27 protein-coding genes and 1 pseudogene are annotated in these 25521 nt (G+C 59.5%); 26 read left to right on the top strand and 2 right to left on the bottom strand.

Annotated elements, in window-relative coordinates; genetic code table 11:
- Nucleotides 1-91 precede the first annotated feature (91 nt).
- From ACTWLJ_RS27960 to flhB, 12 genes are all read left to right on the top strand, one after another.
- A complete protein-coding gene (locus tag ACTWLJ_RS27960) occupies nt 92-397 on the top strand; it encodes an STAS domain-containing protein (RefSeq protein WP_401209721.1) in 306 nt (101 codons plus the stop codon).
- A 5-nt stretch (nt 398-402) separates the two neighbouring features.
- Entirely contained in the window at nt 403-2106 is a 1704-nt protein-coding gene (locus tag ACTWLJ_RS27955) for an ATP-binding SpoIIE family protein phosphatase (protein WP_445179291.1), read from the top strand.
- A gap of 30 nt (nt 2107-2136) precedes the next feature.
- The gene (locus tag ACTWLJ_RS27950) at nt 2137-2484 is read left to right on the top strand and encodes an Hpt domain-containing protein (protein ID WP_445179290.1); all 348 of its coding nucleotides are present in this window, start codon (nt 2137-2139) and stop codon (nt 2482-2484) included.
- A gap of 105 nt (nt 2485-2589) precedes the next feature.
- On the top strand, nt 2590-3954 hold the full coding sequence (locus tag ACTWLJ_RS27945) for a flagellar hook-length control protein FliK (RefSeq protein ID WP_445179289.1): 1365 nt from the start codon (nt 2590-2592) through the stop codon (nt 3952-3954).
- A 209-nt stretch (nt 3955-4163) separates the two neighbouring features.
- Nucleotides 4164-4667: a flagellar basal body-associated protein FliL gene (fliL, locus tag ACTWLJ_RS27940; protein WP_325719989.1), complete on the top strand. Its 504-nt coding sequence runs from the start codon at nt 4164-4166 to the stop codon at nt 4665-4667.
- A gap of 9 nt (nt 4668-4676) precedes the next feature.
- The gene (gene fliM / locus ACTWLJ_RS27935; protein WP_007920032.1) at nt 4677-5645 is read left to right on the top strand and encodes a flagellar motor switch protein FliM; all 969 of its coding nucleotides are present in this window, start codon (nt 4677-4679) and stop codon (nt 5643-5645) included.
- A 56-nt stretch (nt 5646-5701) separates the two neighbouring features.
- On the top strand, nt 5702-6151 hold the full coding sequence (gene fliN / locus ACTWLJ_RS27930; protein ID WP_007920031.1) for a flagellar motor switch protein FliN: 450 nt from the start codon (nt 5702-5704) through the stop codon (nt 6149-6151).
- A complete protein-coding gene (gene fliO, locus ACTWLJ_RS27925; protein WP_401221430.1) occupies nt 6152-6610 on the top strand; it encodes a flagellar biosynthetic protein FliO in 459 nt (152 codons plus the stop codon). It abuts the gene before it with no gap.
- Nucleotides 6610-7368, top strand: a complete 759-nt coding sequence (fliP, locus tag ACTWLJ_RS27920) for a flagellar type III secretion system pore protein FliP (protein WP_445179288.1) — start codon at nt 6610-6612, stop codon at nt 7366-7368. Before fliO ends, fliP begins: the two co-directional genes overlap by 1 nt.
- Entirely contained in the window at nt 7365-7634 is a 270-nt protein-coding gene (gene fliQ, locus ACTWLJ_RS27915; RefSeq protein WP_007920026.1) for a flagellar biosynthesis protein FliQ, read from the top strand. Before fliP ends, fliQ begins: the two co-directional genes overlap by 4 nt.
- 3 nt (nt 7635-7637) lie before the next feature.
- Nucleotides 7638-8423, top strand: a complete 786-nt coding sequence (fliR, locus tag ACTWLJ_RS27910; RefSeq protein ID WP_445179287.1) for a flagellar biosynthetic protein FliR — start codon at nt 7638-7640, stop codon at nt 8421-8423.
- A 3-nt stretch (nt 8424-8426) separates the two neighbouring features.
- Nucleotides 8427-9566 (top strand): flagellar biosynthesis protein FlhB, encoded by a 1140-nt coding sequence (gene flhB, locus ACTWLJ_RS27905; protein ID WP_445179286.1) that lies wholly within the window; start codon nt 8427-8429, stop codon nt 9564-9566.
- A gap of 245 nt (nt 9567-9811) precedes the next feature.
- Here flhB and ACTWLJ_RS27900 read toward each other — a convergent pair.
- Both ACTWLJ_RS27900 and ACTWLJ_RS27895 read right to left on the bottom strand, forming a co-directional pair.
- Nucleotides 9812-9922 (bottom strand): annotated as a pseudogene (locus ACTWLJ_RS27900) (DUF6124 family protein); the annotation flags it as partial.
- A 179-nt stretch (nt 9923-10101) separates the two neighbouring features.
- Nucleotides 10102-10458, bottom strand: a complete 357-nt coding sequence (locus tag ACTWLJ_RS27895; protein WP_445179285.1) for a DUF6124 family protein — start codon at nt 10456-10458, stop codon at nt 10102-10104.
- 600 nt (nt 10459-11058) lie between these two features.
- On the opposite strand from ACTWLJ_RS27895, the gene flhA reads away from it, so the two are divergent.
- The 14 genes from flhA to ACTWLJ_RS27825 all read left to right on the top strand — a co-directional run bounded on the left by flhA (nt 11059) and on the right by ACTWLJ_RS27825 (nt 25513).
- A complete protein-coding gene (gene flhA / locus ACTWLJ_RS27890) occupies nt 11059-13188 on the top strand; it encodes a flagellar biosynthesis protein FlhA (protein WP_401220710.1) in 2130 nt (709 codons plus the stop codon).
- Between the two features lie 11 nt (nt 13189-13199).
- Nucleotides 13200-14540, top strand: coding sequence for a flagellar biosynthesis protein FlhF (gene flhF, locus ACTWLJ_RS27885; protein ID WP_401220707.1), 1341 nt, complete (start codon nt 13200-13202; stop codon nt 14538-14540).
- A 116-nt stretch (nt 14541-14656) separates the two neighbouring features.
- Nucleotides 14657-15487 carry a flagellar synthesis regulator FleN gene (gene fleN / locus ACTWLJ_RS27880; RefSeq protein WP_003222917.1) on the top strand — a complete coding sequence of 277 codons (831 nt, stop codon included), beginning with the start codon at nt 14657-14659 and terminating at the stop codon, nt 15485-15487.
- Nucleotides 15484-16224 (top strand): RNA polymerase sigma factor FliA, encoded by a 741-nt coding sequence (gene fliA / locus ACTWLJ_RS27875; protein ID WP_007920004.1) that lies wholly within the window; start codon nt 15484-15486, stop codon nt 16222-16224. Before fleN ends, fliA begins: the two co-directional genes overlap by 4 nt.
- Nucleotides 16225-16391: 167 nt before the next feature.
- Nucleotides 16392-16763: a chemotaxis response regulator CheY gene (locus tag ACTWLJ_RS27870; RefSeq protein ID WP_008072643.1), complete on the top strand. Its 372-nt coding sequence runs from the start codon at nt 16392-16394 to the stop codon at nt 16761-16763.
- 23 nt (nt 16764-16786) lie between these two features.
- On the top strand, nt 16787-17575 hold the full coding sequence (locus ACTWLJ_RS27865) for a protein phosphatase CheZ (RefSeq protein ID WP_401220698.1): 789 nt from the start codon (nt 16787-16789) through the stop codon (nt 17573-17575).
- Nucleotides 17576-17629: 54 nt separating this feature from the next.
- Nucleotides 17630-19897: a chemotaxis protein CheA gene (locus ACTWLJ_RS27860; RefSeq protein WP_445179284.1), complete on the top strand. Its 2268-nt coding sequence runs from the start codon at nt 17630-17632 to the stop codon at nt 19895-19897.
- Nucleotides 19898-19946: 49 nt separating this feature from the next.
- Entirely contained in the window at nt 19947-21101 is a 1155-nt protein-coding gene (locus tag ACTWLJ_RS27855; RefSeq protein WP_445179283.1) for a protein-glutamate methylesterase/protein-glutamine glutaminase, read from the top strand.
- Nucleotides 21101-21841, top strand: a complete 741-nt coding sequence (locus tag ACTWLJ_RS27850; protein WP_401216495.1) for a flagellar motor protein — start codon at nt 21101-21103, stop codon at nt 21839-21841. Before ACTWLJ_RS27855 ends, ACTWLJ_RS27850 begins: the two co-directional genes overlap by 1 nt.
- 12 nt (nt 21842-21853) lie before the next feature.
- Nucleotides 21854-22744, top strand: coding sequence for a flagellar motor protein MotD (gene motD, locus ACTWLJ_RS27845; RefSeq protein WP_401216496.1), 891 nt, complete (start codon nt 21854-21856; stop codon nt 22742-22744).
- 43 nt (nt 22745-22787) lie between these two features.
- On the top strand, nt 22788-23576 hold the full coding sequence (locus ACTWLJ_RS27840) for a ParA family protein (RefSeq protein ID WP_401216497.1): 789 nt from the start codon (nt 22788-22790) through the stop codon (nt 23574-23576).
- A gap of 2 nt (nt 23577-23578) precedes the next feature.
- Nucleotides 23579-24544 carry a CheW domain-containing protein gene (locus ACTWLJ_RS27835; protein ID WP_445179282.1) on the top strand — a complete coding sequence of 322 codons (966 nt, stop codon included), beginning with the start codon at nt 23579-23581 and terminating at the stop codon, nt 24542-24544.
- Between the two features lie 90 nt (nt 24545-24634).
- Nucleotides 24635-25120 (top strand): chemotaxis protein CheW, encoded by a 486-nt coding sequence (locus tag ACTWLJ_RS27830; RefSeq protein ID WP_010456928.1) that lies wholly within the window; start codon nt 24635-24637, stop codon nt 25118-25120.
- Nucleotides 25121-25513, top strand: coding sequence for a DUF2802 domain-containing protein (locus ACTWLJ_RS27825; RefSeq protein WP_445179281.1), 393 nt, complete (start codon nt 25121-25123; stop codon nt 25511-25513). It begins immediately after the preceding gene.
- Nucleotides 25514-25521 lie beyond the last annotated feature (8 nt).

The raw sequence follows: 25521 nt of genomic DNA, 5'->3' as shown, positions 1-25521 counted from the left end.
CCTGATCTTTTGATCTTGCCCTGCGCCTTGCCCCAACCCATCCCAGATGCTAAACCTTGTACAAGTTCGTCAATGACAAGGAAGCCAGTCAATGTCAGTCGTTACAGAAGTCTCTCCGGATGGGAAAAAACTGATCATCTCGGTCAAGGGGCGTTTTGATTTCGGTAAGCATCAAGAATTCCGCAACTCCTATGAGAGGGTTGACCCGGAACCGAACTCTTATGAGCTGGATCTGAAAGAGACCACTTACCTCGACAGCTCTGCGCTAGGCATGCTGCTTCTTCTGCGCGATCACGCTGGCGGTGATAAATCTGATATTCGTGTTGTAAACAGCAGCTCGGACGTTCGAAAAATCCTCGCCATCTCCAACTTCGACAAGCTCTTCGACATCAGTTGACGGCCATGCAGGCGCAAGAACCGCTGACGATCCTGATCGCCGAAGACAGCGCTGCCGACCGCTTGCTGCTCTCGACCATCGTGCGCCGTCAGGGCCATGAAGTGCTGACGGCGGCCAACGGTGCCGAAGCGGTCGAGGTTTTCGCCCGGCAGCAACCGCATCTGGTGCTGATGGACGCGATGATGCCGGTGATGGACGGCTTCGAAGCGGCGCGACAGATCAAGGCGCTGGCGGGGGAAACCCTGGTGCCGATCATCTTCCTCACCTCGCTGACCGAAAGTGATGCGCTGGTCCGCTGTCTGGACGCTGGTGGTGACGACTTTCTGGCGAAACCCTACAACCAGGTAATCCTCGCCGCCAAAATCAAGGCGATGGATCGTTTGCGACGCTTGCAGGCGACGGTCCTGCAACAACGCGACCTGATCGCCAAACATCACGACTACCTGCTCAACGAGCAACGCGTGGCCAAAGCGGTGTTCGACAAGGTCGCGCATTCCGGTTGCCTGAGTGCGCCGAACATTCGTTATCTGCAATCGCCTTACGCACTTTTCAACGGCGACTTGTTGCTGGCAGCGTATACCCCGGCGGGCGACATGCATGTGTTGCTCGGCGATTTCACTGGTCATGGGCTGCCGGCAGCGGTTGGCGCGATGCCACTGGCCGAAGTGTTCTATGGCATGACCGCCAAGGGTTACGGGCTGGCGGAAACGCTGCGGGAAATGAACGCCAAGCTCAAACGCATCCTGCCGGTGGACATGTTCTGCTGCGCTACGTTGCTGTGTCTGAGTTTTCAGCGTCGTTCGGTGGAGGTATGGAACGGCGGCATGCCGGATGGCTATCTGCATCGGGTCGAGACCGGTGAGCGAGTGCCGCTGCCGGCGCGGCATTTACCGTTGGGCGTACTCAGTCCGCAGGCGTTCGATGACCGTACCGAAGTGCAGACCATGGCGGTAGGTGACCGGGTGTTCCTGTTGTCCGACGGGGTGATCGATACCACTGATGCTGAAGAGCGTTTGTTCGGCGTCGAGCGTTTGCAGCAACTGTTTGCCGCTAACCGTCAGCCGGACGACCTGTTTGTCGAGATTGAGCGGGCCCTGGAGGAATTTCGCGGTGAGCCGCGTGACGATGTGAGCATGGTCGAAGTCAGCTTGCTCGACGCGACGCAGATCACGCCATCGCCGCCGGTGTATTCCGACAGTGGCCAATCATCGCCACTGGACTGGTCGGTGAGCTTTGAGTACAGAGGCGCAACCCTCAAGCGCTTCAATCCGCTGCCGTATCTGTTGCAGTTGCTGCAAGAGGTGCACGGGCTGCGCGCGCAAAGCGGTGCCTTGTACAGCGTACTCGCAGAGTTGTATTCCAATGCGCTGGAGCATGGGGTGCTGGGTCTGGATTCCAGTTTGAAGCGCGATGCCTCAGGGTTTGCGCATTACTACGAACAGCGCAATTCGCGGCTGGAGGCTCTGCAGGAGGGTTACGTGCGCGTGCATCTGGACGTTAAACCACGAGAAAAGGGTGGCTGCCTGATCATCCGGGTCGAGGACAGCGGCAAGGGTTTTGATGTGTCGCGAGTGATGAATCGACCGCTTGAAGATGTCCGTCTGTCGGGACGTGGTGTGAGTCTGGTCCGGCAATTAGGGCGTAATGCCTGTTGGTCCGACGATGGTCGCAGTGCTCGCGTGGAGTTTTTTTGGGAGATTGAGGCATAATCCGCGAATTCTTGATCAAGGAGTGAGCAAGTGAGAGACATTCATGTGGATCACGAGGCACTGGGCGTATTGCGCGAAGTGATGGAAGACGGTTATCCGGATTTGCTGGATACCTTCCTGGCGGATTCTGAAATTCGTCTGCAAGAGCTGCAAAAAACCGCCGATGCCAAGGTTCTGTCCGAGGTTGCGCATAGCCTCAAGGGCAGCGCCAGCAACATGGGGGCGATTCGCCTGACCGAGCTGTGTCAGGAGCTGGAGTCGTACGCCAAAGATAAAAGTCCCGCAGAAATCGTCAAACTGGTCGCTGATATCAGCAGCGAGTTTGATCAGGTACGACCCGTCTATGAAGATGAGCGACAGCACGCGCTCATTCACTAATTCAGCCGCCCGGCGCTTTTCGCAAGCGTCGGGCAAAATTGGCCCGGCACTTGCAGTCATCTCGCTCAACTGTACCTACGATCCCAGTGCAGCGGAGACCGTGAAATGCCTGCGACCCCCAATATTTTTCTTCAGACCGCCGCCCAGGCCAAGGCTCAAGCCGCCTCGGCCAAAGCGCCGGCAATGGCCGCAGAGCCTGTAGACAAAGCCTCAAGCTTCGCCAAGGTGTTCGCCGATCAAGGTCCGAACAAGCCTTCGGCTGTTGCTGATAACCAGGCGAAATCGACATCCGCCAAGGTCGCTGACAACAGCGGCAAGAAGGACGTCGGCAAGGATCAGTCTGCCGCTGCGCAGACGACGGTTGCCGATAGCGGCAATGCCTTGCCCGCCGATCCGTCGGCAACGCCTGCGACTGATGACAAGACCGCCGATGACGATTCGACGGATACCACGCAAACGCCAGTGGCCGACGCTACGGTAACTGACCCGGCGCTCGATCCGGCACTGGCGCAGGTGGTGCAGCCAGCGGTTGCCGCACCTGTGGTGCCAGCTCCGGTTGTCGAAGCGGCGCAGCCTAAAGTCGAAACCCCGGCAGTGGCCGTGTTGCCAGCAGTCAAAGACCCGGCAGCGACAACCGACAGCGATTTCGATCCGGCGTCCGATCCGCTCGACGCACTGCCGGCACTGCGCATGGCGATGGAGCAGGGCGGGCATATCTCCGCTTCCAGCCAGGCTCAGCCCAAGGCCACGCCGGCTCAGACTCAGGCTGACGGTGAATTGACCTCGGCGCAGACCTTTGCCGCCGGCATGGCCAGCATGCTCGATGTGCAGGCCGACAAGGACAGCACCAGCCAGGGCGACAAGGCCTTCAGTGGTTTGATCGACGATGGCCTGAAAGATCTGAAGACCGCCACCAGCGATACCCGGGTCGATGACTTCGCCAACCGTCTGGCGGCGCTGACTCAGGCGGCAACGCCGAAAACCGCCAACGCGGTGCCGGTGAATCAGCCGATCGCCATGCACCAGAGCGGCTGGACTGAGGAAGTGGTCAACCGCGTCATGTACCTGTCGAGCGCCAATCTGAAGGCGGCAGACATTCAGTTGCAGCCTGCCGAACTGGGGCGTCTGGATATCCGCGTCAACATGGTTCCGGATCAACAGACCCAAGTGACGTTCATGAGCGCGCATCCAAGTGTGCGTGAAGCGCTCGATGGGCAGATGCATCGTCTGCGCGAGATGTTCAACCAGCAGGGCATGGGCCAGGTGGACGTCAACGTTTCCGACCAGAGCCGTGGCTGGCAGGGTCAGCAAGGTCAGGAGCAGGCACAGCAGGGCCAGAGTGGTCGAACCAGCGCTGCCGGTGGTCGTCTGGATTCTGCCGATGAAGAACTGGCTGCGGCAAGTGTGGCCGAAGCTGCTGCGCAAACCACCAGCGTGATCGGCTCCAGCGCCGTCGACTATTACGCCTGATACAACGCATAAACCTGTGGGAGCCAGCCTGCTGGCGATGAGGCCATGGCAGTCAATATCTCTGTTGACTGGTATATCACCATCGCCAGCAGGCTGGCTCCCACAGTGGTTTCGTGGTGCTCTCCAATACGCTCCGACACTTCTGGCATAACACTTGCTCTTGCCTTGCCGTGCGACTGTGAAAACCCGAATAGTGACGGATTATTGGCATGGCGAAGAGCGAAGCAGCAGCTGTAAAAGACCCCGCAACCAAAGGCAAACTCAAGCTGATCATTGTGATCGTGCTCGCGTTGCTGTTGGCCATTGGTGCATCCGTGGGGGCGACCTGGTTCTTCATGCACAGTGCCCAGAGCAAGCCTGCCGAGGCCGCTGATGCAGCGCCGGTCGGCAAGCAGCCAGCGATCTTCGAGCCAATGGCGCCGGCGTTTGTCGCCAATTACAACCAGAACGGCCGTCAGCGCTACATGCAGGTGAGCATCACCATGCTGGCGCGTAATCAGGCCGATCTGGAAGCGCTCAAAGTGCACATGCCGGTGATCCGCAACAACCTGGTGATGCTCTTCTCCGGTCAGGACTTCGCCACATTGGCGACGCCGGTCGGTCAGGAGATGTTGCGCCAGAAGGCCACGGCCAGCGTCCAGGAAGTGGCGCAGAAAGAGCTGGGCAAAGTGGTGATCGAACAGTTGCTTTTCACTAATTTCGTACTGCAGTAGGAACACGACATGGCCGTGCAGGATCTTCTGTCCCAGGATGAAATCGACGCGCTGTTGCATGGTGTCGACGATGGTCTGGTACAGACCGATAACGCTGCCGAACCCGGCAGTGTCAAAAGCTACGACCTGACCAGTCAGGATCGCATCGTCCGTGGACGCATGCCGACCCTGGAGATGATCAACGAGCGTTTCGCCCGCTACACCCGCATCAGCATGTTCAACATGCTGCGTCGCTCGGCGGACGTTGCCGTCGGTGGCGTGCAGGTTATGAAGTTCGGCGAATACGTGCACTCGCTGTACGTGCCGACCAGCCTCAACCTGGTCAAGATCAAACCTTTGCGCGGCACCGCGCTGTTCATCCTCGACGCCAAACTGGTGTTCAAACTGGTGGACAACTTCTTCGGCGGCGACGGCCGTCACGCCAAGATCGAAGGGCGTGAATTCACCCCGACCGAACTGCGCGTCGTACGCATGGTGCTGGAACAGGCCTTCGTCGATTTGAAAGAAGCCTGGCAGGCGATCATGGAAGTCAATTTCGAGTACATCAACTCGGAAGTGAACCCGGCCATGGCCAACATCGTCGGCCCGAGCGAAGCGATCGTGGTTTCCACGTTCCACATCGAACTCGATGGCGGTGGCGGTGATCTGCACGTGACCATGCCGTACTCGATGATCGAGCCGGTACGCGAAATGCTCGACGCCGGTTTCCAGTCGGATCTCGACGATCAGGACGAGCGCTGGGTCAACGCCCTGCGTCAGGACGTGCTCGATGTCGACGTGCCGATTGGCGCCACCGTTGCTCGCCGCCAGTTGAAGCTGCGCGACATCCTGCACATGCAGCCGGGCGATGTGATCCCGGTCGAGATGCCGGACGAAATGATCATGCGCGCCAATGGCGTGCCGGCCTTCAAGGTCAAGATGGGCTCGCACAAAGGCAACCTCGCGTTGCAGGTGATCGAGCCGATCGAGCGTCGCTGAAGCGGCGCTCTCACCCCCAAGCATTTAACTGAATTTTTGCCCGCCGAGGACAAATGATGAACGACGATATGAACGCCCAGGACGACCAGGCACTGGCTGACGAATGGGCTGCCGCCCTGGAAGAAACCGGTGACGGCCAGGCTGACATCGACGCCTTGCTGGCTGCCGACGCTGCATCGGGCAGCCGTCTGCCGATGGAAGAATTCGGCAGCGTGCCGAAGAACAACGACCCGGTGACGCTGGACGGTCCTAACCTGGACGTGATCCTCGACATTCCGGTTTCCATTTCGATGGAAGTCGGCAGCACCGACATCAATATTCGCAACCTGCTGCAACTGAACCAGGGCTCGGTGATCGAGCTTGATCGTCTGGCCGGTGAGCCGCTGGACGTGCTGGTCAACGGCACCCTGATCGCTCACGGCGAAGTGGTTGTGGTCAACGAGAAGTTCGGCATCCGCCTGACCGACGTGATCAGCCCAAGCGAACGCATCAAGAAGCTGCGCTGAGTGAAAAAGCTTATCGGTGGTTTGCTCGGATTGGCGCTGGCGTTGCCGCTGGGTGTCATGGCGGCCGAGCCGGTTGCAGCGACTGCCGCTGCCGCCGTGCCTGCGGTTGGCGGCGGTGTGGCCGGGCAACTGACGCAGTTGGTGTTCGGCCTGTTGCTGGTGCTGGGGTTGATCTTCTTCCTCGCCTGGCTGCTGCGCCGGGTGCAGCAGGCCGGCCCTGCGGGCAAGGGCCAGGTGATCGATATCGTCGGCTCCCGTGCGCTAGGTCCGCGTGATCGGCTGATGCTGGTGCAGGTCGGCAACGAGCAGATTCTGCTTGGTCTCAGCCCCGGCACCATCACCGCGCTGCACGTGATGAAGGAGCCAGTGCAGGTGCCGGACACCAGCGAAAAAGCCACCCCGGAGTTTGCCCAGCATCTGCTGAAGATTCTCGGCAAGGATCAGAAGGATAAGAAGTAATGGGTGCGCTACGCATCGTCTTGACCCTGGCTCTGTTGCTGGCCGCGCCGCTGGCGATTGCCGCCGATCCATTGTCGATCCCGGCGATCACGCTGGGCACCAACGCCAATGGCGCTCAGGAATACTCGGTCAGCCTGCAGATCCTGCTGATCATGACGGCGCTGAGTTTTATTCCGGCGGCGGTCATTCTGATGACCAGTTTCACCCGGATCATCATCGTCTTCTCGATCCTGCGTCAGGCCCTTGGCTTGCAGCAGACACCGTCGAACCAGATCCTCACCGGTATGGCACTGTTCCTGACCATGTTCATCATGGCGCCAGTGTTTGATCGGGTGAACAACGATGCGTTGCAGCCGTATCTGGCGGAAAAACTCACCGCGCAGCAAGCGGTGGAAAAGGCTCAGGTGCCGATCAAGGACTTCATGCTCGCGCAGACCCGCACCAGTGATCTGGAGCTGTTCATGCGCCTGTCCAAGCGCACCGACATCGCTACGCCGGATCAGGCACCGTTGACCATTCTGGTACCGGCGTTCGTCACTTCCGAGCTGAAAACCGCGTTCCAGATTGGCTTCATGATCTTCATTCCGTTCCTGATCATCGACCTGGTGGTCGCGAGCGTGCTGATGGCGATGGGTATGATGATGCTCTCGCCGCTGATCATTTCGCTGCCGTTCAAAATCATGCTGTTCGTATTGGTGGATGGCTGGGCGCTGATTATCGGCACTCTGGCGAGCAGTTTTGGAGGTGTTACGCCATGACGCCAGAAGTCGCGGTCGACATATTTCGTGAAGCGTTGTGGCTGACCACGCTGATGGTCGCGATTCTGGTGGTGCCGAGTCTGTTGGTGGGCTTGCTGGTGGCGATGTTCCAGGCCGCGACGCAGATCAACGAACAGACCTTGAGCTTCCTGCCGCGTCTGCTGGTAATGCTGGTGACCTTGATTGTGGCCGGTCCGTGGATCGTGCAGACCTTCATGGAATACATCATCCAGTTGTACAAAAACATTCCGATGGTCATCGGCTAAGCCATGCAGTCGATGCTTCAGCTGACCGACACCCAGATCAGTTCCTGGGTGGCGACATTCATGTTGCCGCTGTTTCGTGTCGCGTCGATGCTGATGGTGATGCCGATCTTCGGTACCACCCTGGTTCCTCGGCGGGTGCGCCTGTATTTTGCCGTGGCGATTACCGTGGTGATTGTGCCTGGCCTGCCGCCGATGCCGGCGGTCAGTCCGCTGGATCTCAGCGGTCTGCTGCTGATTGCCGAGCAGATCCTTATCGGCGCAATGCTCGGTTTCTCCTTGCAGCTGTTCTTCCAGGCGTTTGCGGTGGCCGGGCAGATTGTGGCGGTGCAGATGGGCATGGGCTTCGCCTCGATGGTCGACCCGGCCAACGGCGTGTCGGTGGCGGTGATCGGGCAATTCTTCACCATGCTCGTGACATTGCTGTTCCTGTCGATGAATGGCCATCTGGTGGTGTTCGAAGTCCTCACCGAAAGCTTCACTACGCTGCCGGTCGGCGGCGGATTGATGACCGCGCAATACTGGGAACTGGCCGGCAAACTCGGCTGGGTACTCGGTGCCGCGTTGTTGCTGGTATTGCCGGCAGTCACCGCGCTGCTGGTGGTCAACATTGCCTTCGGCGTGATGACCCGTGCCGCGCCGCAACTGAACATTTTCTCTATCGGTTTCCCGCTGACCCTGGTGCTTGGCCTGTTCATTGTCTGGGTCGGTCTGGCGGACATTCTCAATCAGTATCAACCGCTGGCCACCGAGGCCTTGCAGTTGTTACGCGAACTGGCGCGAGCGAGCTGAGTCATGGCTGAGAGCGAAAGCGGTCAGGACAAAACAGAAGACCCCACGGAGAAACGTAAAAAGGATTCCCGTGAGAAGGGTGAGATTGCCCGTTCCAAAGAGCTCAACACCCTCGCCGTAATGATTGCCGGAGCCAGTGCCCTGCTGATATTCGGCGGCATGCTGGCGCAGGAATTGATGGACCTGATGCGTCTGAACTTCACGCTGACGCGAGAAGTGATCATGGATCAGGGCTCGATGGGCGCGTTTCTGCTGCAGTCGGGGAAGATTGCGCTGCTGGCGATTCAGCCGATCATGATCACCCTGTTGCTGGCCGCGCTGATCGGGCCGATTTCCCTTGGTGGCTGGCTGTTTGCGGCGGGCTCCATGGCGCCCAAGTTCAGTCGGATGAACCCGGGTGCAGGCCTCAAGCGCATGTTCTCGATGAAGGCGATTATCGAGCTGCTCAAGGCGCTGGCGAAATTCCTCATCACTCTGTTCGTGGCGCTGGCGGTGTTGTCATCCGACATTGATGATTTGCTGCGTATTGCCCATGAACCTCTTGAGCAAGCGATCATTCACAGCTTGATGGTGGTGGGCTGGAGTTCCTTGTGGCTAGCGTGTGGCTTGATCATCATCGCCGCCGTCGATGTGCCGGTGCAGCTGTGGGAAAGCCACAAGAAGCTGCTGATGACCAAGCAGGAAGTGCGCGACGAGCACAAGGATCAGGAAGGTCGCCCGGAGGTCAAACAACGCATCCGTCAGACCCAGCGCGAAATGTCGCAGCGGCGGATGATGGCGGCGATTCCCGACGCCGACGTGGTCATCACCAACCCGACCCACTACGCCGTCGCACTCAAGTACGACTCCGAGAAGGGCGGCGCGCCGATCCTGCTGGCCAAGGGCAGTGACTTCCTGGCACTGAAGATTCGCGAAATCGCCGTGGCCAACAACGTCATGTTGCTTGAGTCGGCAGGCCTGGCGCGTTCGATCTACTACTCCACGGAACTCGATCAGGAAATCCCCGGTGGCCTGTATCTGGCAGTCGCTCAGGTATTGGCTTACGTCTACCAGATCCGCCAGTTCCGCGCCGGCAAAGGTAAACGCCCGGACCCGCTCAAGGACGACCTGCCGATCCCGCCGGATCTGTGGCGCGATTCCTGACGTTAACGTGATGAAAAAACCGCCCTCCCGATTGAGCGGGGCGGCGGTTTTTTTGTGCCTGACCCAATGAAGCTCCGGCCATTGTAGAAAATCATTGTGGTGAGGGGATTTATCCCCGTCGGGTTGCGCAGCAGCCCCAAAACCTATGATTTCTATCTTTCGGGAATACCGAGTGTTCAGGATTCACGACTGCTGCGCAGCCGAACGGGGATAAATCCCCTCGCCACGGGTTCTCGCCTGAATTCTCAGGCCGGCAGTTCGAGATTATCCAGCGCACGATTCACCGCCAGCTCCCCGAGCATGATCAGTTGCGCAATGCCCAACAGCGTTCGGCGCTGCGACGCTCTGCATGAGAATGCAGCCCGGGACGCTCAGTAGACCCCACTGTGGTGAGGGGGTTTATCCCTGTCGGGTTGCGCAGCAGCCCCAAAACCTGTGACTTCTATCTTTCGGGAATACCGAGTGTTCAGGATTCACGACTGCTGCGCAGCCGAACGGGGATAAATCCCCTCGCCACGGGTTTTTGGCTGACTTCTCAGTCGGGCAACTCCAGATTGTCCAGCGCGCGATTTACCGCCAGCTCCCCGAGCATGATCAGTTGCGCAATACCCAGCAGAGTTCTGCGCTGTGACGCGGGTATGAGGTTGGCGAAGTCATTGGCGATGGTTCTTGCTGACGCGAGTGTTTCGCAGGCGTTGGCCAATAGTTCTTCGTTTTTGATCTCCGGGACGACGGCGTACATCGTGCTGGGTTTGCGTGGAGGCCGAGTGCTGCCGGGGCAGAGGTAGTGATCGAGAGCGCGGTCGGCGGCTTCGTGGAGTTTTTTTGAATCGAGGGATTCGTAGGGCGAGGTGGGGTCGGTTTCAGGCGGGTTGGGTGTTGGTTTGATCATGGTGAAGCTCCTAGAGTCATTGGAGCTGCCAACGTTCGCTGCGAGACGAATGAGGGTGGCAGCTATACGCGGGTCGCAGACCGGGACTCTAGAACCGGCAGACCCGAAGGTCTCCCACGTACAGCCGCCATAAGCAAAGCGGATGTTGTGCGTCCAGAGATCGACGGGCTGCGAGACCCGATCGCTGATTCGCCAGCGACCAATCCACAATAGAACCCGCCCTCAAGGCGCACAAGCCGGCGGATTCTGGCGTAGCTGTAGGTAAAGGCGCAAGGATGCGTAGCCTGTAAGGCGTGTCTGAAGGTGTCTTTTAAACATCGGGGTTTAAAAGCCGTTGCGATTCCTGATCCTGGGTGTCGCTGATGGCCGCTTCGCGAGCAAGCTCGCTCCCACATGGGATCTGTGTGATACACCCGATCTGTTCACTGGAGATCGAATGTGGGAGCGGGCTTGCCCGCGAAGGGGCCTTCCATTAGCAGAAAGTTTCCGGGTAACCCCCTCTGTTTCAATCATTGGCAAAAGTTGGAAGGTTTCTTGCAATAGCCGCCGTGCGCCTGCTTCAGGCGTCAAAAGTTTGCTTTAAAGGAACGGGGAAAACCGGTGGATCGCTCTCAGTTAATCAACAATGCCCGCACGAACATTGCCGACCTCAGTCGAGGCAATCTGGGCGTGCCGTTGTTGCTGCTGGTCATGCTGGCAATGATGATGTTGCCGGTGCCGCCGTTCTTGCTGGACGTGTTTTTCACCTTCAACATCGCGCTGTCGATTGTCGTCCTGCTGGTCTGCGTGTACGCCTTGCGGCCGCTGGATTTTGCGGTGTTCCCGACCATTCTGCTGGTGGCGACGCTGCTGCGGCTGGCGTTGAACGTGGCCTCGACGCGAGTGGTGATGCTCCACGGTCAGGACGGCCACGCCGCTGCCGGTAAGGTGATCCAGGCCTTCGGTGAGGTGGTGATCGGCGGTAACTACGTGGTCGGTATCGTGGTCTTCGCGATCCTGATGATCATCAACTTCGTCGTGGTAACCAAGGGTGCCGGACGGATTTCCGAGGTGAGCGCGCGTTTCACCCTCGATGCGATGCCCGGCAAACAAATGGCGATCGACGCCGACCTCAACGCCGGTCTGATCGACCAGAACCAGGCCAAGTCGCGCCGTTCGGAAGTCGCCCAAGAGGCTGAGTTCTACGGTTCGATGGACGGTGCCAGCAAGTTCGTGCGCGGTGATGCCATCGCCGGCCTGCTGATTCTGTTCATCAACCTGATCGGCGGCATGGCCGTCGGTATCTTCCAGCACAACATGAGCTTCGGCGATGCCGGTCGGGTTTACGCCTTGCTGACCATCGGTGACGGTTTGGTGGCGCAATTGCCATCACTGTTGTTATCTACAGCGGCAGCGATCATGGTGACCCGTGCTTCCGGTTCGGAAGACATGGGCAAACAGATCAACCGCCAGATGTTCGCCTCGCCGAAAGCGCTGGCGGTGGCGGCCGGTTTGATGGCGGTCATGGGCCTGGTGCCGGGCATGCCGCACTTCTCGTTCTTGAGCATGGCTGCACTGGCTGCCGGTGGCGCCTACTTGTTCTGGAAAAAGCAGAACGTTGCCAAGGTCGTCGCGCTGGAAGAGGTCAAGCGTCAGCAGGAATTGCTGCCATCGCCGGCCCGCGCCATGGAAACCAAAGAGCTGGGCTGGGATGACGTGACGCCAATCGACATGATCGGCCTCGAAGTCGGCTATCGCCTGATCCCGTTGGTGGATCGTAATCAGGGTGGTCAGTTGCTCGCGCGGATCAAGGGCGTGCGCAAGAAGCTCTCGCAGGATCTGGGCTTCCTGATGCCGACTGTGCACATTCGTGACAACCTCGACCTCGCGCCGAGTGCTTACCGCCTCACGCTGATGGGGGTGATCCTGGCCGAAGCGGAGATCTATCCGGATCGCGAGCTGGCGATCAACCCGGGGCAGGTCTACGGCACGCTCAACGGCATTACCGCCAAAGATCCGGCTTTTGGTCTGGAGGCGGTGTGGATCGAAGTCAGCCAGCGCGCGCAGGCACAGTCGCTCGGATACACCGTAGTGGACGCCAGCACCGTGGTCGCGACCCACTTGAACCAGATTCTGTACAAGCACTCCAGTGAGCTGATCGGCCACGAAGAAGTGCAGCAACTCATGCAATTGCTGGCCAAAAGCTCGCCGAAACTGGCAGAAGAGCTGGTGCCGGGTGTGGTCTCGCTGTCGCAACTGCTCAAAGTTCTGCAAGCGTTGCTCGCCGAACATGTGCCAGTACGCGACATACGCAGTATTGCCGAAGCCATCGCCAACAATGCCAGCAAGAGTCAAGATACCGCCGCATTGGTGGCCGCAGTACGCGTCGGCGTATCTCGCGCCATCGTCCAAAGCATTGTAGGCACTGAGTCCGAGCTGCCTGTGATCACCTTGGAGCCAAGGTTGGAACAAATATTGCTCAATAGTCTGCAGAAGGCAGGACAAGGCTCGGAAGAGGGCGTTCTGCTGGAGCCAAGCATGGCCGAGAAGCTGCAGCGTTCGCTCATCGAAGCGGCGCAGCGTCAGGAAATGCAAGGTCAACCGGTCATCCTGTTGGTAGCCGGCCCGATTCGCGCGATGCTCTCGCGCTTTGGTCGACTGGCAGTCCCCGGGCTGCACGTATTGGCTTATCAGGAAATACCGGACAACAAGCAAGTGACGATCGTTGCGACAGTAGGGCCCAACGGCTGAGGTAGTGGTTCATGCAAGTTAAGCGTTTTTTCGCCGCCGATATGCGTCAGGCCATGAAGCTGGTTCGTGATGAGCTGGGCGCTGATGCCGCCATCATTGGCAACCGCCGCATTGCCGGCGGTGTCGAGCTGACCGCGGCACTCGATTACAAGTTGTCGGCGCTGGCCCCTCGGGTTCCGAACATGGAACTCGAAGACGAGCTGCGCAAGACGCAGTCGCGCATCGTCACTGCCCAGGCCGAACTGAGCATGCGTGGCGAAGCCGACGGCAATACCAATCGCCAGTTGTTCGCCGGGCTGCCATTGACGGCCGGCCTGCCGCTGACCGCTGCCGAGCCATTGACCGAACCGACTTACGCCGCGCCAGCGCGTCCGGCTCCGGCGCCGGCATCTGCCGCTGGTGGTGTCGATCCGCGTGCGTTCGACTCGATGCGTTTCGAACTCAACAGCCTGCGTGAACTGATGGAAGTCCAGCTCGGTACGCTGGCCTGGAATCAGATGCAGGGCAACCGCCCGGCGCAGGCCAATCTGTATCGTCGCCTGCAACGCATCGGTCTGTCCGGCCCGTTGTCGCGTGACCTGCTGGCGATGATCACTGATATTGACGAGCCTCGTCAGGCGTGGCGCATGTTGCTTGCGCACCTGGCGCGGATGATCGCCGTTCCGGAAGTCGAGCCACTGGAAGAGGGCGGCGTGATTGCCATGGTCGGCCCTGCCGGCATGGGCAAGACCACCACGCTGGCCAAACTCGCCGCGCGTTATGTGCTCAAGTACGGCGCGCAGAATGTCGCGCTGGTGAGCATGGACAGCTTCCGCATCGGCGCTCAGGAACAACTGAAGACGCTGGGCCGAATCCTCAACGTATCGGTAACCCACGTTGATCCGGGCCAGTCGCTGGTACAGGCGCTCGATCCGCTGCTGCGCAAACGCGTGGTGCTGATCGATACCGCCGGCCTGCAAGCCAGCGATCCGGCACTGCGCATGCAGCTGGAAAGTCTGGCCGGTCGCGGCATCCGTTCAAAAAATTATCTGGTCTTGGCAACCACCAGCCAGAAACAGGTTCTAACCGCCGCTTATCACAGTTACAAGCGTTGCGGGCTCGCCGGGTGCATCCTGACTAAACTGGATGAAACGGCAAGTCTCGGCGAAGTGTTGAGCCTGGCGATCAGCCATGAACTGCCGGTTGCGTACCTGACCGATGGCCCGCGTATTCCAGATGATTTGCATCTGCCGCGCCGTCATCAACTGGTCAGCCGTGCTGTCAGCGTGCAAATGCAGGAAGAACCCAGCGAAGAAGCCATGGCCGACATGTTCGCTGATATTTATCACAGCCCGACCAAGCAGGTAGGCTGAGGTATTCATGAACAGTTTTTGTACCTACATCGATGGTCTGCCATGCATTGTTCCGTTTGTGAACGCGCAGCCAGTAATGTGGCCTCCGTCTATGCAAGACAAGGTAAAGAAATAACATGGGCAGCATGCATCCCGTACAGGTGATCGCGGTGACCGGCGGCAAAGGTGGCGTCGGCAAGACTAACGTGTCAGTGAACTTGTCTCTGGCTCTGGCAGAGCTTGGCCGTCGGGTCATGCTGCTGGACGCCGATCTGGGACTGGCGAACGTCGACGTTCTGTTGGGGCTAACCCCGAAACGCACCTTGGCCGACGTCATCGAAGGCCGCTGCGAGCTGCGCGACGTATTGTTGCAAGGCCCCGGCGGGATTCGTATCGTGCCGGCCGCTTCCGGCACACAGAGCATGGTTCACCTGAGCCCGGCGCAACATGCCGGCCTGATTCAGGCGTTCAGCGACATCGGCGACAACCTCGACGTACTGGTGATCGACACCGCTGCGGGTATTGGTGACTCGGTAGTCAGTTTTGTTCGCGCTGCGCAGGAAGTGTTGCTGGTGGTCTGCGACGAGCCGACCTCGATCACCGACGCCTACGCACTGATCAAACTGCTGAACCGCGATTACGGCATGAACCGCTTCCGCGTGCTGGCCAACATGGCGCAGAGCCCGCAAGAAGGCCGCAACCTGTTCGCCAAGTTGACCAAGGTCACGGATCGCTTCCTCGACGTCGCCCTACAATACGTCGGCGCGGTGCCTTACGACGAAAGCGTGCGCAAGGCAGTGCAGAAGCAGCGTGCGGTCTATGAAGCCTTCCCGCGTTCCAAGTGCGCGCTGGCGTTCAAGGCGATCGCACAGAAGGTCGATACCTGGCCGCTGCCCGCTAACCCGCGTGGCCACCTTGAGTTTTTTGTCGAGCGCCTCGTGCAGCAAACGGCAGGGCCCGTGCTATGACCGCAAGCGGTATGAATTACTACAAAAAGTCGGCGCGTGACGCGCAGTACGAGTTGATCGAGCGTTACGCGCCACTGGTCAAACGCATCGCCTATCACTTGCTGGCGCGTTTGCCGGCGAGTGTGCAGGTTGAAGACCTGATTCAGGCCGGGATGATCGGCCTGCTCGAAGTCTCGACCAAATACGACGCCAGCAAAGGCGCCAGTTTCGAAACGTACGCGGGCATTCGAATCCGCGGCGCCATGCTCGATGAAGTACGCAAAGGGGACTGGGCACCACGTTCGGTTCACCGCAATACCCGTATGGTCAGCGACGCAATTCGCTCGATTGAAGCTAAAACCGGCCGTGATGCTAAAGATCACGAAGTTGCGGCCGAACTCCAATTGAGTCTCGACGATTACTACGGGATTTTGAATGACACGCTGGGCAGCCGGCTGTTCAGTTTCGACGATCTGTTACAGGACGGCGAACATGAAGGGCTGCACGAGGATGGCGCCAGTGCTCATCTAGAGCCGTCACGCGATCTGGAAGATGAACGCTTCCAGGCAGCGCTGGCGGACGCGATTGCCAATTTGCCGGAGCGTGAGCGACTGGTGTTGGCGCTGTACTACGACGAAGAGCTGAACCTCAAGGAGATCGGTGAAGTCCTTGGCGTCAGTGAATCGCGGGTCAGCCAGTTACACAGCCAGTGCGCGGCCCGTTTGCGGGGGCGTTTGGGGGAGTGGCGAGCGCGCTGAAGGCAGTGTGGGGACACTGCGAACGAGGCTGGTGCGGTGATGAACGGCACCGGTCTCGATCTGTTGTGCTCCAGACAGTCATCGAGTGTTTTGCCGGAATGATTGAAATGGCGCGTCCAGGTGCTGGACGCGTTTAAGACTGCTTGGAGGTCGAATTGGACAAGAACATGAAAATCCTCATCGTTGATGACTTCTCAACGATGCGGCGGATCATTAAAAACCTGTTGCGTGACCTTGGGTTCACCAACACCGTTGAAGCTGACGATGGCATCACTGCCATTCCGGTTCTCAACAGCGGCAGCATCGACTTTCTGGTAACAGACTGGAACATGCCCGGCATGACCGGTATCGACCTGCTGCGCCACGTGCGCGCCGATGAAAAACTCAAGCACCTGCCAGTGCTGATGGTGACCGCTGAAGCCAAGCGCGAACAGATCATCGAAGCGGCCCAGGCCGGTGTAAACGGCTATGTGGTCAAACCCTTCACGGCCCAGGCGTTGAAAGACAAAATCGAGAAGATTTTCGAACGCATCGGTTGAGAAACTGCGCCACGGGGGGATCTATGGACCACAAAGAATCTTCACAGGGCGATTTTGAATCGACCCTGAAAAAACACGCGGTCGAGCTGGTCGAAAGCCTTGAAAAAGGCAGGTTCGGCGACGCGGTGCAACTGATCCATGAGCTCAATCAGACCCGTGACCGTGGCCTGTATCAGGAAGTCGGCAAGCTCACTCGCGAGCTGCATAGCGCGATCGTCAATTTTCAGATTGACCCGAATATGCCGCAAGCCGAGGAAGTCTCGCAGATCACTGACGCCACCGAGCGTCTGGGGTATGTGGTCAAGCTGACCGAAGCCGCCGCCAACCGCACCATGGATCTGGTGGAGAGCGCCACACCGGTCGTCAACGGCCTGGCTGATGAAGCCCAGGCGTTGAGCACCGATTGGGGACGTTTCATGCGTCGCGAAGTCGGGGCTGAAGAGTTCCGCGAGCTGGCGCGGCGGGTCGACGGTTTTCTGACACGCAGCACCGAAGGCGGGCGTGCGGTGTCGAGCAATCTGAACGACATCCTGCTGGCTCAGGATTACCAGGACCTCACCGGTCAGGTGATCAAGCGCGTGACCCAACTGGTCACCGAAGTTGAAAGCAATCTGCTCAAACTCGTCCTCATGGCCAGTCAGGTTGACCGCTTTGCGGGCATCGAACACGACCGTGAAGCGATGCTTGCTGAAAAAGATCCACAAAAACATCTCTCGCAGGGTGAAGGTCCGCAGATTCATGCCGATAAACGAGAAGACGTTGTGTCCGGTCAGGACGATGTGGACGATTTGTTATCCAGCCTTGGATTCTAGAGTTTTGGATTTTTAGGTTTTTTGGGTTTTTAGACCTGTAGGAGCACCCCATTAATGAGCTTCGGCGCCGATGAAGAGATCCTTCAGGATTTCCTGGTTGAGGCCGGCGAGATTCTTGAGCAACTGTCCGAGCAACTGGTCGAGCTGGAAAGCCGACCGGATGACGCGGATCTGCTCAACGCAATTTTTCGCGGTTTCCACACTGTAAAAGGGGGCGCCGGCTTCCTTCAGCTCAATGAGCTGGTGGAGTGCTGTCACATCGCCGAAAACGTGTTCGACATCCTGCGCAAGGGTGAGCGTCGCGTTGATGCAGAACTGATGGACGTTGTGCTCGAAGCGCTGGATGCGGTGAACGGCATGTTCACCGAAGTTCGCGAACGCAGCCCGATCACTGCTGCCACGCCGGAACTGCTGGCTGCGCTGGCACGTCTGGCCGAGCCGCAGTCAGCTGACGAAGCCCAGGCTTCGCCGGTTGCCGAGATGATCGAAGACCTGGTCGCCGAAGGCGATTCGGGCGACATCACCGATAACGAATTCGAACAGTTGCTGGATTCGCTGAACGCCGTCAAGGCTCAAGCAGAAGCCCCGGCGGCTGCCGCTGCACCTGCGCCGACCGCGACTGACGCGGCCAGCGATGAAATCACTGACGCCGAGTTCGAGTCGTTGCTCGATCAGTTGCACGGCAAAGGTCAATTCGCGGCTGACGCAGTGACGCCAGCGGCGGCAAAACCTGCTGCTCCGGCGGCGGGCGACAGCTCCGACATTACCGACGACGAATTCGAAGCGCTGCTCGATCAATTGCATGGCAAGGGTAACTTTGCCGTTGATGCACTGGAGTCGGCGATTGCTTCGGCCCCTGCGGCAGCTGCACCGACCGCCGCCGCTGCCGGCAGCGATTTGATCAGCGATCACGAATTCGAATCGCTGCTCGACGAATTGCACGGCAAAGGCAAGTTCACCGAAGTTGGCGCCGCCACTGCCGGCAGCGCTTCGAGCGTCGCCACGCCTGTTGCCAAAGCTCCGGTCGCTGCGGCACCGAAGCCTGCTGCCAAGCCTGAGCCGAAAGCCGAAGCGCCAAAACCGGCCGCCGCTGCTGCACCGGCTCCGGCCCGCGCGCCAGCCACTCCGCCACCGGAAAAACCGGCGAGCGAAGCCGAGACCACCGTGCGCGTCGATACCGCGCGTCTCGACGAAATCATGAACATGGTCGGCGAGCTGGTACTGGTGCGTAACCGTTTGGTGCGCCTGGGTCTGAACAGCGGCGACGAAGCCATGCAGAAAGCCGTGTCGAACCTCGACGTGGTAACTGCTGACCTGCAAACCGCGGTGATGAAGACCCGGATGCAGCCGATCAAGAAGGTCTTCGGGCGCTTCCCGCGTCTGGTTCGCGATCTGGCGCGTCAGCTCAAGAAAGAAATCAACCTGGAACTGGTCGGCGAAGAAACCGACCTCGACAAAAACCTTGTCGAGGCACTGGCCGATCCGCTGGTCCACTTGGTGCGCAACGCGGTCGACCACGGTATCGAGTCGCCGGAAGAACGTGAAGCGTCGGGCAAGGCGCGGGGCGGCAAAGTCGTTCTGGCGGCCGAGCAGGAAGGCGATCACATTCTGCTGTCGATCTCCGATGACGGTAAGGGCATGGACCCGAATGTCCTGCGCGCCATCGCGGTAAAACGCGGCGTGATGGACAAGGATGCTGCCGACCGTCTGAGCGACACCGAATGCTACAACCTGATTTTCGCCCCGGGTTTCTCGACCAAGACCGAGATCTCCGACGTGTCCGGACGCGGTGTCGGCATGGACGTGGTGAAAACCAAGATTTCCCAGCTCAACGGTTCGATCAACATTTACTCGACCAAGGGCCAGGGCTCGAAGATCGTCATCAAGGTGCCGCTGACCCTCGCGATCATGCCGACCCTGATGGTGATGCTCGGCAATCAGGCGTTCGCGTTCCCGCTGGTCAACGTCAACGAAATCTTCCACCTCGACCTGTCGACCACCAACGTGGTGGATGGTCAGGAAGTGGTGATCGTGCGGGACAAGGCGCTGCCACTGTTCTACCTCAAGCGCTGGCTGGTCAGCTCCGCCGCTCACGAAGAGCAGCGTGAAGGCCATGTGGTGATTCTTTCGGTGGGCACCCAGCGGATCGGCTTCGTCGTCGATCAACTGGTCGGTCAGGAAGAAGTGGTCATCAAGCCGTTGGGCAAAATGCTTCAGGGCACCCCGGGCATGTCCGGCGCCACCATCACCGGTGACGGCCGTATTGCCTTGATCCTCGATGTTCCGAGCATGCTCAAGCGTTACGCCGCACGGCGTATTTGAATCCGGGGCGGCGGGGCGACAACGTCCCGCTGCACCTAATGGAGTGTTTATGGCAGTCAAAGTCCTGGTGGTGGACGATTCGGGTTTTTTCCGCCGCCGCGTCTCGGAAATTCTTTCAGCAGATCCGAGCATCCAGGTTGTCGGCACGGCAACCAACGGTAAAGAGGCGATCGATCAGGCCCTGGCGCTCAAGCCGGACGTGATCACCATGGACTACGAGATGCCGATGATGGATGGCATCACGGCCGTGCGGCATATCATGCAGCGCTGCCCGACGCCGGTGTTGATGTTCTCCTCGCTGACGCACGAAGGCGCCCGGGTCACCCTGGATGCGCTGGACGCTGGCGCGGTGGATTTCCTGCCGAAGAATTTCGAAGACATCTCGCGTAACCCGGAGAAGGTCAAGCAACTGCTGTGCGAGAAGGTTCACAGCATCTCGCGCAGTAACCGTCGTTTCAGCGCCTACAGCTCGCCGACACCGGCCGCTGCACCTGCGCCGACACCTGCGCCTGCGCCCGCGCCATCCAGCGTCAGCAGTTATGGCAGCAGCGCCCCGGCACGTCCGGCGCCTGCACCGGTACATGCTCCGGCACCAAGCCGCGCATCGTCGGCCGGCGCTTCTTCGCCGGCACCGAAACGCAAAGCCTACAAGCTGGTCGCCATCGGTACGTCGACTGGCGGTCCGGTTGCACTGCAACGGGTGTTGACCCAGTTGCCGGCCAACTTCCCTGCGCCGATCGTGTTGATTCAGCACATGCCGGCTGCGTTCACCAAAGCGTTTGCCGAGCGTCTGGACAAGCTGTGCCGCATCAGCGTCAAGGAAGCCGAGGATGGCGACATCCTGCGCCCGGGCCTGGCGCTGCTGGCACCTGGCGGCAAGCAAATGATGATCGACGGCCGTGGCGCGGTGAAAATCCTCCCGGGCGACGAGCGTCTGAACTACAAACCGTGCGTGGACATCACCTTCGGTTCCGCAGCCAAGTCCTACGGTGACAAAGTTCTGGCGGTCGTGTTGACCGGCATGGGCGCCGATGGTCGTGAAGGCGCGCGTCTGCTCAAGCAGGGCGGCAGCGCGATCTGGGCGCAGGACGAAGCCAGTTGCGTGATCTACGGCATGCCGATGGCCATCGTCAAAGCTGACCTCGCCGACGCGGTGTACAGCCTGGACGATATCGGCAAGCACTTGGTCGAGGCGTGTATCTGATGGATGTTCTAAGCCTTATCGGGATCATCATGGCGTTCGTCGCCATCATCGGCGGTAACTACCTTGAAGGTGGTCACCTCGGTGCGCTGGCCAACGGCCCGGCGGCACTGATCGTACTGGGCGGCACCATCGGTGCCGCGCTGCTGCAATCTCCGATTAGCGCGTTCAAGCGTGCAATGCAGATCCTCGCGTGGATCTTTTTCCCGCCACGGGTCGACCTGGCCGGCGGCATCGACCGCGTGGTCAACTGGAGTCTCACCGCCCGCAAGGAAGGTTTGCTCGGTCTGGAAGGGGTGGCGGATGCCGAACCGGACAGCTACTCGCGCAAAGGCCTGCAACTGCTGGTCGACGGCGCCGAGCCGGAAGCGATTCGCAGCATCCTCGAAGTGGATTTCTACACTCAGGAAGCCCGCGACATCGAGGCCGCCAAAGTCTTTGAAAGCATGGGCGGCTACGCGCCGACCATCGGCATCATCGGTGCGGTGATGGGCCTGATCCATGTGATGGGCAACCTCGCCGATCCGACGCAGTTGGGTAGCGGCATTGCCGTGGCCTTCGTCGCCACCATTTACGGTGTCGCCAGTGCCAACCTGATCCTGCTGCCGGTGGCCGCCAAACTGAAGTCAATCGCGTTGCGACAGTCGCGTTATCGCGAAATGTTGTTGGAAGGCATTCTGTCGATCGCCGAAGGTGAAAACCCACGCTCCATCGAGTTGAAGCTGCAAGGCTTCATGGATTAAGGGAATAACCTCATGGCTCGTCGCAGGCATCAGGAAGAACACGTAAACCACGAGCGCTGGCTCGTTTCCTACGCCGACTTCATCACGCTGCTGTTCGCCTTCTTTGTGGTGATGTATTCGATCTCGTCGATCAACGAAGGCAAGTACAAAGAAATTTCCGAAGCGCTGGTCGGGGTCTTCAAGGATTCCGACCGCGCGCTCAAGCCGATCCAGATTGGCGACGAACGACCGAAGACCGTGACCCCGGCCAAGCCGCTGGTCAAGGATGCCGAACAGGTTGACGCCGGTATTGCCGGTGCCAGCGATCCGTTGAAAAGCATCGCCGACGACATCAGCGCAGCGTTTGGTGATCTGATCGCCTCTAATCAGATGACCGTGCGCGGCAACGAGTTGTGGGTCGAGATCGAACTCAATTCCAGCCTGTTGTTCGGCAGCGGTGACGCGATGCCGAGCGACATTGCGTTCAACATCATCGACAAGGTTGCAGCGATCCTCAAACCGTTCGACAACCCGATCCACGTCGAAGGTTTCACCGACGATCAACCGATCCGCACCGCGCAGTACCCGACCAATTGGGAGCTGTCCTCGGCGCGTTCGGCGAGCATCGTGCGGATGCTGGCGATGCAGGGTGTGAACCCGGGTCGACTGGCCTCGGTCGGTTACGGCGAGTTCCAGCCAGTGGCCAACAATGGCACTGCCGAAGGTCGGGCGAAGAACCGTCGTGTGGTATTGGTGGTGTCGCGCAATCTTGATGTGCGCCGCAGTCTTACGGGCACCGGGACCGCCAACGCGCAACCGGATGCCGCATTGAAGCGTGCTGGCACACAAACTGCACCGACCCCGGTCAAGACGCCGGGACGCGAGAGTGCCGTCAATTCTCCGTCACCCGCATTAATACGCTGAGCTATGTCTCGGTCGAGCATATCGACCGGGAGGAACGAACCGAATGAGAGTCTGGGCAGTCGCCAATCAAAAGGGTGGTGTTGGTAAAACCACATCTTCCATCGCTTTAGCCGGGTTGCTGGCGGAGGCGGGCAAGCGCGTGGTTGTGGTCGATCTGGACCCGCACGGCTCAATGACCAGCTATTTCGGTTACGACCCCGACAGCCTCGAACACAGCAACTACGACCTGTTCCTGCACAAGGGCAGCGTGCCGCAGGGCTTGCCCGGGCAACTGCTGTTGTCGACCAGCGACGAACGCATTTCCCTGCTGCCATCGAGTACCGCGCTGGCGACGCTTGAGCGTCAGTCGCCGGGGCAGAGTGGCCTCGGGCTGGTGATCGCCAAGAGTCTGGCGCAACTGTGGCAGGACTTTGATTACGCGGTGATCGACAGCCCGCCGTTGCTCGGTGTGCTGATGGTCAACGCGCTCGCCGCGAGCCAGCAACTGGTGATCCCGGTGCAGACCGAACACCTGGCCGTCAAAGGTCTGGAGCGCATGGTCAACACCCTCGCGATGATCAACCGTTCGCGCAAACAGGCGTTGCCGTTCAGCATCGTGCCGACCCTGTTCGACCGCCGCACGCAAGCGTCGCTGGGCACCTTGCGCGTGTTGCGCGATAAATTTCCGGACGACATCTGGCAGGGTTATATCCCGGTCGATACTCGTCTGCGCGACGCCAGCCGTGCCGGTGTCACGCCGTCGCAATTCGACGGCAAGAGCCGTGGTGTGCTGGCCTATCGTGCGTTGCTCAAGCATTTGCTGGCGCAGCAGCTTGTTGCGCAGGTGGCTTGAGGATGAACCGGCCGATCAAACTCACTTCGCGTCCGCAGATGGCGTTGCAGTCCTATCTGGACGATCTGTTGCAGAGCGTTCCGGATGAGTTGCCGGTTGAGGTTGAAGCGTTTCCTGAACCTGAAGTAGCGGAATCCGCCGAGGCGCTCGATGAGTTCCAGGCTGCGGTGCTTGAAGAACAGGCTCGTGATGCGCAGCAAGTTGTCAGACCGACTGCCGCGCCTTTGGCCGCACCGGTTGCCAAGGCACCGATGGCGTTGGTTGAGCAGGCTGAACCGGTTCGCGCATCGGTCTCGACTCTTGGGCCGTTGCTGCAAACGCAACTTCTGCGAACGCCGCCGGCGCCAGAGCCCGAGCCCGAATTAGAGCCAGAACCAGAACCACTGCCGCAGACTCCGCCGCCACAAGCGCTGGTGCCGCCAGTGGTCGAAGTGCATCTGCCGCCGAGCAACACGCCGCCACCGGTAGAAACCGATGGCCGTCCGGCGTGGGCATCCGAAGCGTTCGAATGCCTGTTGTTCGACGTCGCCGGGCTGACGCTGGCGGTGCCACTGGTGTGCCTCGGTTCGATCTATTCGCTGGCAGGCCAGGAACTGACACCGCTGTTCGGTCAGCCGGAATGGTTCCTCGGCATCCTGCCAAGTCAGGCCGGTAACCTGAAAGTGCTGGATACCGCGCGCTGGGTGATGCCGGATCGTTATCGCGATGACTTCCGTCAGGGCCTGCAATACGTGATTTCGGTACAAGGTTACGAGTGGGGGCTGGCGGTGCATCAGGTCAGCCGCTCGTTGCGTCTGGACCCGAATGAAATCAAATGGAGAAGTCACCGGGGTCAGCGGCCATGGCTGGCCGGCACCGTGATTGAGCACATGTGTGCATTGCTGGACGTTTCCGCACTGGCCGAGTTGATCGCCAGCGGTGGGGCAAAGCACTTGAGCGGCAGCAAGCCGCTACATAAACCGACATAGCAGCCGACATAACAATCAGGCGACGGCATTGTTGAATGCCGCCACACAGAACACACACCGCCCAGAGCGGTTTTTTCGAGGGGTCAGGGTATGAGTAGTCAGGCGACGAATGCAAAAGGTTCTGAAGATCCGATCCTGCAATGGGTGACCTTCAAACTGGACAACGAAACCTACGGCATCAACGTGATGCGCGTTCAGGAAGTTCTGCGTTACACCGAAATCGCCCCGGTTCCGGGTGCACCAAGCTACGTGCTGGGCATCATCAACCTGCGCGGTAACGTCGTGACCGTGATCGACACCCGTCAGCGCTTCGGCCTGATGAATGCCGAAATCAGCGACAACACCCGTATCGTCATCATCGAAGCCGACAAGCAAGTGGTCGGGATCATGGTCGACAGCGTTGCCGAAGTGGTTTACCTGCGTCAGTCGGAAATCGAAACCGCACCGAACGTCGGTAACGAAGAATCCGCCAAGTTCATCCAGGGCGTGTGCAACAAGAACAACGAGTTGCTGATCCTGGTCGAGCTCGACAAGATGATGAGCGAAGAAGAATGGTCGGATCTGGAGAACATCTGATTGATTCTTGAAGTAGCGGTGATTGTCCTGTTCCTGTTCTGGGCAGGCACGCTGGCGATGTTTCTGGCGTACATCAAGGCGCAGCGGGTTATCGCTGCGCAGCAGGCTCAGGGCGATGCGCTGCGTGATCAGCGCATCAAGGAACTGGCCAAGCGTGTCGACGATTACCAGAACGGCAACGTGCGCATGGGCGAAGCCCTGCATGAGCTGCGCTCGGTCGTCAGCCCGATCCCTGACAAGCTCGAAAAGCTTGAGCAGCGCGACCCGTCGAGCCTGTCGTTCGCCCAGGCGGCGAAACTGGTGGGCATGGGCGCCAGCGTCGACGAACTGACTCAGTCCTGCGGGTTGACCCAGGCTGAGGCGGAATTGATGAGCAAGATGCACAAAAGCTGAAATCGCTA

Source organism: Pseudomonas sp. McL0111 (assembly GCF_052567255.1).
This window is presented reverse-complemented; position numbering and strand designations above follow the sequence as displayed.

Excerpts from the sequence above, each read along its gene's own strand:
- ACTWLJ_RS27960 (WP_401209721.1), top strand. The coding sequence starts at position 92 with ATGTCAGTCGTTACAGAAGTCTCTCCGGATGGGAAAAAACTGATCATC.
- ACTWLJ_RS27955 (WP_445179291.1), top strand. The coding sequence starts at position 403 with ATGCAGGCGCAAGAACCGCTGACGATCCTGATCGCCGAAGACAGCGCT.
- ACTWLJ_RS27945 (WP_445179289.1), top strand. The coding sequence starts at position 2,590 with ATGCCTGCGACCCCCAATATTTTTCTTCAGACCGCCGCCCAGGCCAAG.
- fliL (WP_325719989.1), top strand. The coding sequence starts at position 4,164 with ATGGCGAAGAGCGAAGCAGCAGCTGTAAAAGACCCCGCAACCAAAGGC.
- fliM (WP_007920032.1), top strand. The coding sequence starts at position 4,677 with ATGGCCGTGCAGGATCTTCTGTCCCAGGATGAAATCGACGCGCTGTTG.
- fliN (WP_007920031.1), top strand. The coding sequence starts at position 5,702 with ATGAACGACGATATGAACGCCCAGGACGACCAGGCACTGGCTGACGAA.
- fliP (WP_445179288.1), top strand. The coding sequence starts at position 6,610 with ATGGGTGCGCTACGCATCGTCTTGACCCTGGCTCTGTTGCTGGCCGCG.
- fliQ (WP_007920026.1), top strand. The coding sequence starts at position 7,365 with ATGACGCCAGAAGTCGCGGTCGACATATTTCGTGAAGCGTTGTGGCTG.
- fliR (WP_445179287.1), top strand. The coding sequence starts at position 7,638 with ATGCAGTCGATGCTTCAGCTGACCGACACCCAGATCAGTTCCTGGGTG.
- flhB (WP_445179286.1), top strand. The coding sequence starts at position 8,427 with ATGGCTGAGAGCGAAAGCGGTCAGGACAAAACAGAAGACCCCACGGAG.
- ACTWLJ_RS27895 (WP_445179285.1), bottom strand. The coding sequence starts at position 10,458 with ATGATCAAACCAACACCCAACCCGCCTGAAACCGACCCCACCTCGCCC.
- flhF (WP_401220707.1), top strand. The coding sequence starts at position 13,200 with ATGCAAGTTAAGCGTTTTTTCGCCGCCGATATGCGTCAGGCCATGAAG.
- fleN (WP_003222917.1), top strand. The coding sequence starts at position 14,657 with ATGGGCAGCATGCATCCCGTACAGGTGATCGCGGTGACCGGCGGCAAA.
- fliA (WP_007920004.1), top strand. The coding sequence starts at position 15,484 with ATGACCGCAAGCGGTATGAATTACTACAAAAAGTCGGCGCGTGACGCG.
- ACTWLJ_RS27870 (WP_008072643.1), top strand. The coding sequence starts at position 16,392 with ATGAAAATCCTCATCGTTGATGACTTCTCAACGATGCGGCGGATCATT.
- ACTWLJ_RS27865 (WP_401220698.1), top strand. The coding sequence starts at position 16,787 with ATGGACCACAAAGAATCTTCACAGGGCGATTTTGAATCGACCCTGAAA.
- ACTWLJ_RS27860 (WP_445179284.1), top strand. The coding sequence starts at position 17,630 with ATGAGCTTCGGCGCCGATGAAGAGATCCTTCAGGATTTCCTGGTTGAG.
- ACTWLJ_RS27855 (WP_445179283.1), top strand. The coding sequence starts at position 19,947 with ATGGCAGTCAAAGTCCTGGTGGTGGACGATTCGGGTTTTTTCCGCCGC.
- ACTWLJ_RS27850 (WP_401216495.1), top strand. The coding sequence starts at position 21,101 with ATGGATGTTCTAAGCCTTATCGGGATCATCATGGCGTTCGTCGCCATC.
- motD (WP_401216496.1), top strand. The coding sequence starts at position 21,854 with ATGGCTCGTCGCAGGCATCAGGAAGAACACGTAAACCACGAGCGCTGG.
- ACTWLJ_RS27840 (WP_401216497.1), top strand. The coding sequence starts at position 22,788 with ATGAGAGTCTGGGCAGTCGCCAATCAAAAGGGTGGTGTTGGTAAAACC.
- ACTWLJ_RS27835 (WP_445179282.1), top strand. The coding sequence starts at position 23,579 with ATGAACCGGCCGATCAAACTCACTTCGCGTCCGCAGATGGCGTTGCAG.
- ACTWLJ_RS27830 (WP_010456928.1), top strand. The coding sequence starts at position 24,635 with ATGAGTAGTCAGGCGACGAATGCAAAAGGTTCTGAAGATCCGATCCTG.